Genomic DNA, 11,842 nt, shown 5'->3' with positions numbered 1-11,842 from the left:
AGAAAAGCTAGCTAAATGAGCGGGTTGGGCTTGACATCGCGCGACGAACATCCGTCGACGGCGCGCCGTCGAGTGCGCTCTTCATCGGGGCGGCGGGCTCAGGCGGCGACGGCGCGCGCGGCGAAGGAGCGCAGAAGGCGTGTGGGCTGCTCGACGGAGGCGGTGCGCACGTGCGCCGAGACCTCGTCGAACGCGTCGGCGTCGAAGTATCCCGCGTCGCGGTAGACGACCATGCGCGCGACGAACGCGTCGGTCGTGGGCTCGGGATGAAACTGCGTGGCCCACAGCCCGGATCCGGCGCGATAGGCCTGCACGGGGCACGCATCGTTCTCGGCCAGCAGGGTCGCGCCCGGGGGAACGGTCGCCGTGCCCTCCTTATGAGCGGTGAGCGCCTCGAAGCGGGGTTCCAGGATGCCGAACAGCTCATCGTCGCGCCCCGCCTCGGTCAGCGCGATATCGGCGGGTCCCGTGCCCTCGGGATGCAGCAGACTCACCCGCCCGCCGAGAAGGCGCGTGACGACCCCGATCCCGAAGCACGTGAAAAGTGCGTTCGTACGACCCTCGATGGCCGCACCGGCGACACGCTCGAGGTCGCGCTCGAGGCGGCGCTGCTCATCGCTCTTGTGGGGATCGGTGACGTTGAAAGGGCTTCCGCCGACGACCACCGCGGCGTATCGGTCCAGATCCGCGGGGAGCGGCTCGCGGACGAGATCGTGGTGCACGAGATCGTCGTCGCGCACTCCCAGACCGTCGCGGAACGAGGCCCATTCGGCCACGGCCGCCTCACGCTGCGGGCGGACGCAGACGTAGAGCAGGGAACCGGTCATCCCGAAATTCTACGCGGGCGCCTTCTCGTGCGGTCAGGGGGTGACACGGAGTGAAACGTGGGTGCGCCGGCCCCCTCAGCGCGAGGATCGCGCGGTGCGACCGCGCACGATACCCACGAAGACCTCGACATCGGGGGTCGTGCGATCGCGGAGCCACGCGAGCGCAACGGTCGATCGCGGACCGTCCCGCAGGACGCGGTACTCGACGTCGCGACGTTGGTGAGCCCGCGCGAGCGACATCGGCACGATCACGACACCGACCCCCGCGGCCACCGTCGCGATGGCTTCGGCGGTATCCGCCGGAGTGGCGAACGCCGGGGCGACGGCATCCGGTATCGACAGGTGGAAGACGTCGTCGGCGGCGGCGATGACGACCTCGCCCCGCAGGTCGGAGAGCTCGAGCTCGTCCGCGGCCGTCAGATGGGAGTCGGCCGACATCACCACGACGGGCTCCTCCTCGTAGAGGGGGATCACGTGCACGTCGTCGGACTCCTCGACGGGCAGCCGAACGAGAGCCGCATCGACGTCGTCGAGCGCCTCGAGCTGGGTCGCGACGACGAGCTCCCGCAACTCGAGAGGGACATGCGGCATCCGCTCGCGCCACAGGCCGATCCACTTTCCGGGGGTCGCCCCGGGGATGGCCCCGAGCACGAAGTCGCGCGGCACCTCGCGTGGCGGGGCCGCTCGCTCCGCCGGAGGCTTCGGCTTCGTCGTGCGCGCCCGCCCCGACGCGGCGGGCTTTGCACCGCCCGCACGCCGAGGTGCGCCACTGCGCCCGCGGGACCCACTGCCTTTCGCCATGGCTCCAGGCTAACCGCGGCACTAACGTGGGATGCATGATCGGCATCCTGGCACTCGTCTTCGCGGGACTCGCGGCCCTCCTGCACGTATACATCTTCGTGCTCGAGAGCGTGCGTTGGACACAGCCGAAGACATGGAAGGTGTTCGGGATCGCCGATCAGCAGACGGCGGATGCCACACGCCCGATGGCGTACAACCAGGGCTTCTACAACCTGTTCCTCGCGGTCGGCGCGATCGTCGGCATCGTCTTCTGGGTGGTGAACGGCATCGGCGACGTCGCGGGTCGCACCCTGTTGATCTTCTCGCTCGGCTCGATGCTCGCCGCTGCCCTCGTGCTCATCACCTCGGGGGCGAAGTACCTGCGTCCGGCCAGCATCCAGGGCACGCTGCCCTTGATCGGACTGATTCTGGCGATCTTCGCCTGACGCCGCGCGGCGACGCGAAAACCCGCACGCTCCGAAGAGTCGTGCGGGTCGTGGATGCCGCGGCGAACGCGCGTCAGGCTGCCAGCCGCAGTCCCCGACGGTCGGTCGCCACGGCCTCGCCGTCATTGATGATCTCGTCGTCGCCGATGAGCGAGCCCATCGCGATGCGCGCGTTGTGGCCGACCTGCGTGCGGACGCCGATGTGAGCGCCGGCGCCGATGACCGCCCCCGCGCAGATGTGCGCGTGCGGCTCGATGTGCGCCTCCGGGCCGATCACGGCGTCTGATTCGATCCAGGCACCGCGGCCGACACGAACACCCGCGGCGATCTGCACGCCGGGCTCGACGTAGGCGCCGTTCTCGACCAGCGCCGACGGGTGGACCTTCGCGCCGTGCGCGACGAGTCCGCGACCGTTGACGTGCTTGCGGTAACGCAGCGTCTCGCCGTGGTCGTTTTCGATGTCGATGTAGTTCTTTCCCACGATCCCCTCCGGTCGGTCATCGGGTTGAGCCGACATGTATCACAACGGGTCGGGAACGGTGTTCATTCCCTCGAATGCTTCTTCGTCGCCGGTACCGTGATCGGTTTCCTCGATGTCGAGGAAAGGGCGACGCGCGGGGTGCGACGTGGAGTCGTCCCCCTGTTCTCGCACGCTCGGAAGAAGGAGCCGGACGGGTTGACACGGGGCGCGAAGAGGGTCCGTCCTCTGCGGTGTCCCGCGTGGTCCCCCGCGGAGCAGCGGTTCGCGCGAGAGCTCCGGCCTCCGTCGGCCGCGTGCGCGCCGTGTCAGCCGGGCTGGCAGGTGGGGCACCAGTACACGTTGCGCTCACTCGTGGCGGAAGCGCCGAGGGACGTCGCGCGGATGGGCGTCCCGCAGCGGCGGCACGGGGCCCCCTCTCGCCCGTAGACCCAGAACCGACGCCCGGGCCGGCTGTCACCGGTGAAGGTGCGTTCGGGGCGCGGAAGGTTGACGCGAATCATCCGCTCGCCGAGCGCGATGGTCGCCTGAGCGTCGATATCGGTGGCGGGAGTGGTCGGAGCGATGCCTCGGACGAAGAGCAGCTCGTTCGCGTAGACGTTGCCGAAGCCGGCGACATTGCGTTGGTCGAGCAACGCGACGTGCGCTGCTCTCTCGTCGGCGGAGACGCGGCGGACGGCTTCGGCTTCGTCCCAGTCGTCGGCGAGGAGGTCGGGGCCCAGGTGCCCGATCACGGTGTGCTCGTCGCTCGTGCGCAGGACCTCGACCATGGCCAGATCGAAGCCGACGGCGTCGGCGCCCGCGACGCCGACGATCGCGCGCGCCTTGAACGCCTGGCGTCGCCAGCGTTCACCCGGACGGTAGACGTCCCACCGGCCCTCCATCTTCAGATGCGAGTGCAGGGTGTAGCCGCCGATGCGGTGCAGGAGGTGCTTGCCCCGGGCGGCGACCTCGTGCACCGTCTCGCCGCGCAGGTCGGCGGTGGCGCTCCCCGGCACGCGGATGTCGAACCGTGTGACCACCTTGCCGGCGAGAGCCGCCGACAGCTTCGCGGCGGCACGGTAGACGGTATCGCCTTCAGGCACGGGCGGCCTCGCGCAGGGTGTCGCCGGCGGTGAGTTTGCGAAGCGTCAGACCCTTGGGTGATTCGACGAACCCGCCCTCGCGAAGAGCACGGCCCACCGCGGTGCCGTAGACGAACTCGCCGTTGACCTGCTCGACGGTGAGGGTCTCGAGACGCCTCTTCTTGGCCGTCTCGGCGAGGTGGCGCGCCGCCGCCTGCAGCACCGCCTCGTCGTCGGTGAACGCGAGTGCGCTGCGACCGCCACGTTCGAGGTAGAGCGTGAGTTCACCGTCGACGAGCACGACGAGTCCGCCGGCCTTGCGGCCCGGCCGATGCGTGACTCCCTCGATCGCGGGCCAGCCGAGCGCGGCGCCGTAGGGGTTGGCGGGGTCGGTGGCGGCGAGCGTCACCGTGCGCAGGGGCGGCGGGTCGGCGACCGCCGCGAATTCGCGCAGCCGGTCCACGGTCGCCGAGGCCGCGAACTGTGCGGCGCCGAGCTTCTCGATCACGTACCCGCGTCGGCAGTGGCCGGCCTCTTCGAAGCCGGCGAGGATGCGGTACACCTGGGCGAAGCCGCCCGGCACGCCCTCGGACTGCACGGCGCCACGCGTGACGACGCCGTACCGGTCGAGAAGGAGGCTCGCCGTGGCCGTCGCACGGGTGGCGGGGTCCTGTTCGCGCTCGGGGAGGAGCGACCATCGTCCGCCCAGGGAGGGCGGACGCGGTGTCGAGGAAGAGCGTGGCATGGTGGCGCCGCGGTACATCCGAGCGCGAGGTGCGCGACGGGCGACACGGTGCGACTGGCCACCGCCGCTCAGCAGGGTGCGGACCGGGGCGAAGGTGTCGTTGGTGACCCGGCCCGCCCAGGTCAGCGCCCACAGGGCGTCGTTGACGGACTGCTCGTTCTCGGCACCGGCGAGCTGTTTCAGCTGCGTGGCGAAGTAGGCGCCTCCGCCCTCGAGAGCGGCGATGATGCGCGCCTCGAGAGAATCGGGCGCGGGATCGTCGGTGTCTTCGGGGTCTTGCAGGGTGAACGGCGCCGCCTCGGCCGGGTGCAGAGCGATCCATCCGTCGCGACCGGGAAGGGTGCCATGGCCCGACCAGACCACTTCTCCGGTGGCGGTGAGTTCATCGAGCAGCGCCGGGGAGTAGTCGAGCACCCGGGACGGCAGGACGAGCGATTCCCACGCGCTCGCCGGAATGGGAACGCCCGCGAGCTGCTCGATCACGGCGAGCACCCCGTCGATGCCCTCGAGCGGACGGCCCACGTGCTGCCACACGGGAAGGAACCGCGCGTACGCGGCCGGAGGGACCGGCTCGACGCTGCCGCGGATGGCCGCCAGTGAGCGCATGCGCAGACGGCGGAGAACCTCGACGTCGCACCATTCCGTCTCGTCGCCGCGGCTGCCGCCCGACGCCTCGGGAAGGAAGAACCCGCTCGCGAGGCGCCCCTGAGACTCCAGGCGCTGCAGCGTGAGCCGTGCGACCGCCACGCCGACGCCCAGGCGTTCGGCCACGGCATCGGTCGCGAACGGCGCGTGCGTGCGGGCGAAGCGGGCGACGAGATCGCCGAGGGGATCGGGGAAGGGTTCGAGGAACGCGTGGGGGATCCCGACGGGGAGAGCGGCGCCCAGAGCGTCGCGCAGGCGACCGGCGTCTTCGATTCCGGCCGTTCGTGAGATACCCGCGATGGTCACACGAATCGCGCGTCGGTCGTCGACGAGGGCGGCGAGGTGCTGCTCGGCGTCGACCAGCGCGTCGCCGTCGGTGTCGAGCCTCGCCGCCACCTCGGTCGCGTCGAGGGGTCCGAGGATGCGCAGCAGGTCGGCCACTCCCTCGACGCCGCGGGCTCGGCGGTCGGGATCCAGGCGCTGAGCTTCGCGCTCGAACTGGGCGATGACGTCGGGGTCGAGCAACTCGCGCATCTCGACCTTGCCCAAGAGCTCGCTGAGCAGTGCAGGGTCGACCGACAGCGCCGCCGCTCGACGCTCGGCGAGCGGCGAGTCGCCCTCGTACATGAAGGCGCCGACGTAACCGAACAGCAGATCCCGCGCGTACGGCGACGGCTGCGACGTCGTGATCTCGACGAGGCGGATCTTGCGCTCTCCGATCTGCCGCGTGAGGCGCAGAAGAGCGGGGAGGTCGTAGACGTCTTGGAGGACCTCGCGGAGCGTCTCGAGGATGATCGGGAACGCCGGATGCCGTTTGGCGACCTCGAGCAGTTGCGCCGAGCGCTGGCGCTGCTGCCAGAGCGGAGAGCGGCGGTTGGGATTCAGCCGGGGAAGGAGCAGGGCGCGCGCGGCGCATTCCCGGAAGCGTGAAGCGAACAGCGAGGAGCCGCCCACCTCGTCGGTGACGATCTGCTCGAGCTCGTCGGGTTCGAAGACGAAGAGGTCGGCTCCGGGCGGCTCCGCCGCCGCATCCGGAACCCGAGCGATGATTCCGTCGTCGCTCGCGACCGCCGCGCCCTCGACACCGAGACGTTCGCGGATGCGCGCGTTGACCGCGAGCGCCCACGGCGAGTGCACCTGCATGCCGTACGGGGAGTGCAGGATGATGCGCCAGTCGCCGACCTCGTCGCGGCTGCGCTCGACGGTGAGGGTGCGGTCGGTCGGGAGGGTTCCCGTCGCTTCGCGCTGCTCGGCGAGGTACGCGAGAAGGTTGGTGATGGCGTTGTCGTCCAGGCCGGATTCGCGCAGGCGCTCCTCGGCCGTGCCGCGGTCGGCGGCGGCGAGGTCGCGGGAGAACTTGCCGAGGGCCTCGCCCAGTTCGGCGGGGCGTCCGATGCCGTCGCCGTGCCAGAACGGCAGCTTGCCGGGCTGCCCGAAGGCGGGCAGCACGTTGACACGGTCGTGAGTGATCTCGACGATGCGCCAGCTGGTGGTACCGAGCGTGAAGACGTCGTTGACGCGGGACTCGTACACCATTTCTTCGTCGAGCTCACCGACGCGGGCGTTCTGCGATTCTCCCGCCACGAAGACACCGAACAGACCGCGATCGGGGATGGTGCCGCCGCTGGTGACCGCGACACGCTGTGCGCCCGGCCGCCCGGTCAGCGTGCCCGCGTCGCGATCCCACACCAGACGCGGCCGCAGCTCGGCGAACTCGTCGGAGGGATAGCGACCGGCCAGCAGGTCGAGGGTGGCCTCGTAGGCGGATCGCGGAAGCGAACGGAACGGCGCGCTGCGCTTGACCGTCTCGAACCACTCCTCGACGTCGATGGACCCGAGGGCCGAGGCGGCGACGGTCTGCTGGGCGAGGATGTCGAGGGGATTCTGCGGCACCGAGATGGCCTCGATACGCCCCGCCAACATGCGCTCGGTGACGACGGCGGTGTGCAGGACGTCACTGCGGTGCTTGGGGAAGAGCGCGGCTCGGCTGACCTCGCCGACCTGGTGGCCGGCGCGGCCGACGCGCTGCAGACCGGATGCCGCGCTGGGCGGCGACTCCACCTGGATGACCAGGTCGACCGACCCCATGTCGATACCGAGCTCGAGGCTGCTCGTGGCGACGACGCAGCGCAGGGTGCCAGACTTCAGCTCGTCTTCGACCTGAGCGCGCTGCTCCTTGGACACGGAGCCGTGGTGGGCCTTCGCAAGGATGGCGGCGACACCCGCAGAAGAACCCGCCTGCGCCATCGTGGCCGCGGGCACCGTGGGTTCGGGGACGTCGATGCCCTGCCGTTCGGCGTAGATCTCGTTCAGGCGACCCGTGAGGCGCTCGGCGAGGCGGCGCGAGTTGGCGAAGACGATGGTCGAGCGTCGCTCGAGGATGCGGTCGACGATCGCCTCTTCGACGTGCGGCCACACCGAGCCCGACACCTCGGTGCTCTCGGGGCGGTCGGAGAACCATTCGCCGTCACCCGCCTCGTCGGGGGCAGGAGACCCCGGTGGAGGAGGCGGATTGAGCATGTCGTCGACCGGGACCACGACGGAGAGGTCGAAGGCCTTGGTGGCCTTGGGAGCGACGATGTCGACCGGCTGCGCGCCGCCCAGGAACCGGGCCACCTCGTCGATCGGCCGGACCGTCGCCGAGAGGCCGATGCGCTGTGCGGGCTTGTCGAGCAGGGCGTCGAGACGCTCGAGGCTCACCGCCAGGTGAGCACCGCGCTTGGTCGCCGCGACAGCGTGCACCTCGTCGATGATGACGGTGTGCACGCCGCGCAGGGTCTCGGCCGCCTGGCTCGTGAGCATGAGGTACAGCGACTCGGGCGTCGTGATGAGGATGTCGGGCGGGGCCGTTACGAGCTTGCGGCGGTCGCTCGAGCTCGTGTCTCCCGAGCGCACTCCCACGGTCACCGAGGGCACCTCGATGCCGAGGCGGCGAGCGGACTGACCGATACCGACGAGGGGCGAGCGGAGGTTGCGCTCCACGTCGACGCCGAGAGCCTTCAGCGGAGAGATGTAGAGGATGCGGGTGTCGGTGGGGATCGCCTTGGGGGCTTTCGGCGCCGAACGCCGGCCGCGCGGCGAGGGAGCGGCATCCGGGACCTGGGGGCCCTTCTCGCGGAACACCCGGTCGATCGCGAAGAGGAACGCCGACAGCGTCTTGCCCGAACCGGTCGGGGCGACCACGAGGGCGTTGCGGCCCGACGAGACGGACTCCCAGGCCCCCTTCTGCGCGTTGGTGGGCGCCGAGAAGGCGCCACGGAACCAGTCCTGCGTCGCAGGACCGAATCTCTCCAGCACGTCGGCCATGCCGACATCCTCTCCCGGACCTCCGACATCGGGTCGGGGTTGACGTTCGCCCGCCGCGGAACGTCCTCGTCGTACGTGGTTTCCGTCGGCCGGTCCGACTGCCGAGAGATCGGGCGATCATTCGGGGAGCTCTCGCAGCCGTCCCTCTCGCAGCTCGAGCCGCAGATCGAGATCGAGTCGCGACAGGAACGCGTCGTCGTGACTGACCACCACCACAGCGCCCCGGTAGGCGCGCACCGCGGCGACCACCGCGTCGACGGTGTCGAGGTCGAGGTTGTTCGTCGGTTCGTCGAGCACGAGCAGCTGGGGCGGCGGGTCGGCCAGCAGCAGTCGGGCCAACGCCACGCGGAACCTCTCGCCCCCCGACAGCGACGACACCGCCCGCGTCACCGTGTCTCCCCGCAGGAGGAACCGTGCCAAGCGGTCGCGCACCTCTCCGGAAGGCGCGGCGGGTGACGCAGCCCGGACGTTCTCGAGCGCGGACGCGTCATCGTCGAGGCCGTCGAGGCGCTGGGGCAGGTAGCCGACCCGGTCCACGTACACGCGGCCATGGAGGGATGCCGGGTCATCGGTGCCGTGGACGAGGCGCTCGAGCAGTGTTGTCTTGCCGGCCCCGTTGGGGCCGACGAGGGCGAGGCGTTCGCGTCCCGTGACGATCCACTCGCGCTCGCCGTCCCCCACCGCGAGGACCCGACGCGCGGCGGCGTTGTCCGGATCGGGCAGGTCGACGCGCACCACGTCGTCGTCGCGAACGCGTGCGGAGGCCTCCGTGAGGGCCGAGCGCGCTGAATCCTCCTTTCCCTGCATCTGCGTGCGCAGACGCCCCGCGCTGATCTGTGCGGCGTTCGCGCGCATCCCCGCGAACATCTTGGGAACGCGTTTCTCGATCTCGGCCTTGTGCGCGACGCGGGTGCGGGTGGCGAGCTTGTCCTGCGCCTGGATGCGATCGCGCCGCTCGCGGCGGAACGCCTGGGCGGCGTCGCGTTCGGCGCGCAGGGCGGCCTCCTGCTCCGCGTCTCGATGCGCTCGCCACGCGCTGTACGGTCCGCCGACGACGCTCAGGGAGTGGGCGTACAGCTCGGCGGTGGCATCCATCAGCTCGAGAAGGCCGATGTCGTGGCTGACGACGACGAGCGCGCCCGGCCAGGAGCGCACGAGCTCGCCGACGCGCGCACGCGCCTCGCGGTCGAGGTCGTTCGTGGGCTCGTCGAGCAGAGTCACGGCCGCACGGGAGGAGCGCAGGCCGAGGAGCGCGGCGAGCACGGCCTCGCCGCCCGACAACTGCCCGACCGTCCAATCGAGCGCTTGCGCCGGAAGGCCCGCGTCGGCCAGCAGTGCCTCCGCTCTCGCTTCGACGTCCCAGTCGTCGCCGACGGCGTCGAAATGTCGCGGATCGACGTCGCCGGCCTCGATGGCGCGCAGCGCACGGAGGGGCTCCTCCACTCCGAGGAGGGAGGCGACGGAACGGGCGGGGTCGACGGCGAGGCGTTGCGGCAGGATCGCAACCGGTCCGGAGGTCGACACCTGCCCGGACGTGGGGGCGATCAGCCCGGCGGCGACGCGCAGCAACGTCGACTTGCCGGCGCCGTTGCGGCCGACAAGGCCCGTGCGGCCGACACCGATCGAGCCCGACACGTCGTCGAGCGCGACGCTGCCGTCCGGCCAGACCAGGCGGACACGGTCGAAAAGGAGGGAGGAACGAGGGGAGGACACGAGAGGACTCCGATGGCGCGGGATGCGCGGACACCGGACCCGTCCGCGTCAGCGGAGGGCGGCCGAGGAAACGGCGGGTCGACGGGTCAGCGCGCGGACAGGGGCGCGGAAGCGTCGACGTTCTTCACCGGAGGAGACCTCGTTCTCGGGGGCGGGGGAGTGACCACGATAGTCGACGGGCGTCCCCTGCGGTACCCCGCCTCAGGTGACGGCGGCCCCGACCTGGTCGGCCAGACGCGCGTCGAGGAACGCCCGAACGTCGTCGAGTTCGTCTTGCGAGATGGAGTGGGTCAGCCCGGGGTACACGCGTCCGCTCAGTTCGCTGTGACCGGGCAGCCACTGCGACGTGAGGTCGACCAACGGTGCGGGTATGACGTCGTCGGCTGCGCCGCGGCCCCAGAACACCGGTGGCCGGCGCTGAGCGAGAACGGCATCGCCCGGGAGCTCGCCGCCCGCCGCGTAGCCGGCGAGGACGACGGCGAAAGACACCGCGTCGGGATCGACGCGCAGGGTCTGCAGCGCGACAGCGCCGCCCTGAGAGAACCCGAGCAGGCCCACGCGCGCCGAGCCGACGGCATCCTGCACCCAGGCGAGAACCGCCTGAGCGGCGAGCGTGACGGCCGCCGGGTCGCGCCCGTCGAGTCCCTCGATCGGGTACCACGAGGCGCCGGGAGTGGGCCACGGCGGCGCGAGCGGAGCCCGCACGCTCGCGACGACGAAGGAATCGGGCAGATACGGCACCAGGCCGAACAGGTCGTGTTCGTCTGACCCGTAGCCGTGCAGCAGCACCAGCACCGGCCGGTCGCCCCGCTCGGCAGGCGACACGGACCACCGCACGACGGACGGATCGAGGGAGGGGTGGCTCATATCGCCATTGTTGCAAAGGCCTCCGACATCGCGGCGGGATCGGACCGCGGCGCTCTCCGCCGGGTGCGGTGCGGGTGCGGTGCGGGAGCGGGTGCGAGTGCGGGAGGGGAGGAGATTCCGGGAGCGGAGGGTTCTCCGCCGCACGTGGATCCTCCCGAGACCGGATTTCCTCCCGAGAGCAGGGGTCATCGCGGCGAGGCGGAGGGGAGGGAATACCGGGAGCGGAGGATTCGCGACCGCGCAGGACCTCCGAGGACTGAATCTCCTCCCGCGAGCGGCGGAGAACACGACCGGCACGTGGACCGTCCGCGCGGGACACGCGGCACGCGGGGCGGACGGTTGATATACAGGGAGCATGCCCGTGCGCACTCCCGATCCCGAACCCGACGACAACGGCGACGAGCGCGAGTCGCTCTCGGCGTCTTTCTCCGGCGCGCAGAAGGGTCCGAACCCGAACCCGGGCTGGCTCAGCGAGGTCGAGCTCGCCGAGGCGCGACGCCGTCTTCCCATGCTCTACGTCGAAGCCCTACCCGTTCGCACCGACGGCATGGGCGCGGTGACCCAGGTCGGCATCCTGCTCCGGGCCACGCCCCTCGGCGAGATGACCCGCACGCTCGTCTCGGGCCGGGTCCGCTACGGCGAGACCGTGCGCGACGCGCTGTTCCGTCACCTCGAGAACGACCTCGGCCCCATGGCCTTCCCGCTGCTGCCGCCCTCGCCGACGCCGTTCACGGTGGCGGAGTACTTCCCGCTTCCCGGTGTCAGCGCCTTCCACGACGACCGGCAGCATGCCGTCGCCCTCGCCTTCGTGGTCCCGGTGACCGGTACCTGCGAGCCGCGTCAAGATGCGCTCGAGGTCACGTGGCTGTCTCCCGAGGAGGCGGCATCCGATGCCCTCTCCGACGAGATGGAGGGCGGCCGCGGCACGCTCATCCGTCAAGCGCTGGCCTCGGTGGGTGCACTGCGCTGAG

9 protein-coding genes are annotated in these 11,842 nt (G+C 70.9%); 2 read left to right on the top strand and 7 right to left on the bottom strand.

Going from position 1 to position 11,842, the window contains the following annotated elements; all coding sequences use genetic code 11:
• Positions 1 to 98: 98 nt before the first annotated feature.
• Together DEU35_RS04385 and DEU35_RS04380 are read right to left on the bottom strand one after the other, a co-directional pair.
• Positions 99 to 827 (bottom strand): glutamine amidotransferase-related protein, encoded by a 729-nt coding sequence (locus DEU35_RS04385; RefSeq protein WP_103206819.1) that lies wholly within the window; start codon positions 825 to 827, stop codon positions 99 to 101.
• 75 nt (positions 828 to 902) lie between these two features.
• Positions 903 to 1,493 (bottom strand): LysR substrate-binding domain-containing protein, encoded by a 591-nt coding sequence (locus tag DEU35_RS04380; RefSeq protein ID WP_246078059.1) that lies wholly within the window; start codon positions 1,491 to 1,493, stop codon positions 903 to 905.
• Between the two features lie 170 nt (positions 1,494 to 1,663).
• Here DEU35_RS04380 and DEU35_RS04375 point away from each other — a divergent pair, with 170 nt between their 5' ends.
• Positions 1,664 to 2,053, top strand: coding sequence for a DUF1304 domain-containing protein (locus DEU35_RS04375; RefSeq protein ID WP_116238696.1), 390 nt, complete (start codon positions 1,664 to 1,666; stop codon positions 2,051 to 2,053).
• A gap of 73 nt (positions 2,054 to 2,126) precedes the next feature.
• Here the strand turns inward: DEU35_RS04375 and DEU35_RS04370 are convergent, their stop codons facing one another.
• The 5 genes from DEU35_RS04370 to DEU35_RS04350 all read right to left on the bottom strand — a co-directional run bounded on the left by DEU35_RS04370 (position 2,127) and on the right by DEU35_RS04350 (position 10,871).
• Complete coding sequence (locus DEU35_RS04370; RefSeq protein WP_103207095.1) at positions 2,127 to 2,534, bottom strand: transferase; 408 nt, start codon at positions 2,532 to 2,534, stop codon at positions 2,127 to 2,129.
• A gap of 305 nt (positions 2,535 to 2,839) precedes the next feature.
• The gene (locus tag DEU35_RS04365; protein WP_116238695.1) at positions 2,840 to 3,616 is read right to left on the bottom strand and encodes a DNA-formamidopyrimidine glycosylase family protein; all 777 of its coding nucleotides are present in this window, start codon (positions 3,614 to 3,616) and stop codon (positions 2,840 to 2,842) included.
• Complete coding sequence (locus DEU35_RS04360; protein WP_116238694.1) at positions 3,609 to 8,291, bottom strand: ATP-dependent helicase; 4,683 nt, start codon at positions 8,289 to 8,291, stop codon at positions 3,609 to 3,611. Before DEU35_RS04360 ends, DEU35_RS04365 begins: the two co-directional genes overlap by 8 nt.
• A gap of 117 nt (positions 8,292 to 8,408) precedes the next feature.
• Positions 8,409 to 10,004, bottom strand: coding sequence for an ABC-F family ATP-binding cassette domain-containing protein (locus DEU35_RS04355; RefSeq protein WP_116238693.1), 1,596 nt, complete (start codon positions 10,002 to 10,004; stop codon positions 8,409 to 8,411).
• Positions 10,005 to 10,205: 201 nt separating this feature from the next.
• Positions 10,206 to 10,871: an alpha/beta hydrolase gene (locus DEU35_RS04350; RefSeq protein WP_116238692.1), complete on the bottom strand. Its 666-nt coding sequence runs from the start codon at positions 10,869 to 10,871 to the stop codon at positions 10,206 to 10,208.
• A gap of 355 nt (positions 10,872 to 11,226) precedes the next feature.
• On the opposite strand from DEU35_RS04350, the gene DEU35_RS04345 reads away from it, so the two are divergent.
• The gene (locus DEU35_RS04345; protein WP_103206812.1) at positions 11,227 to 11,841 is read left to right on the top strand and encodes an NUDIX hydrolase family protein; all 615 of its coding nucleotides are present in this window, start codon (positions 11,227 to 11,229) and stop codon (positions 11,839 to 11,841) included.
• Position 11,842: the final 1 nt, after the last annotated feature.

Source organism: Microbacterium sp. AG157, assembly GCF_003385695.1.
GTDB lineage: Bacteria > Actinomycetota > Actinomycetes > Actinomycetales > Microbacteriaceae > Microbacterium > Microbacterium testaceum.
This window is presented reverse-complemented; position numbering and strand designations above follow the sequence as displayed.

Bases quoted from the DNA above. Each gene is read 5' to 3' on its own strand.
- DEU35_RS04385 (WP_103206819.1), bottom strand. From the start codon at position 827: ATGACCGGTTCCCTGCTCTACGTCTGCGTCCGCCCGCAGCGTGAGGCG.
- DEU35_RS04375 (WP_116238696.1), top strand. From the start codon at position 1,664: ATGATCGGCATCCTGGCACTCGTCTTCGCGGGACTCGCGGCCCTCCTG.
- DEU35_RS04360 (WP_116238694.1), bottom strand. From the start codon at position 8,291: ATGGCCGACGTGCTGGAGAGATTCGGTCCTGCGACGCAGGACTGGTTC.
- DEU35_RS04350 (WP_116238692.1), bottom strand. From the start codon at position 10,871: ATGAGCCACCCCTCCCTCGATCCGTCCGTCGTGCGGTGGTCCGTGTCG.
- DEU35_RS04345 (WP_103206812.1), top strand. From the start codon at position 11,227: ATGCCCGTGCGCACTCCCGATCCCGAACCCGACGACAACGGCGACGAG.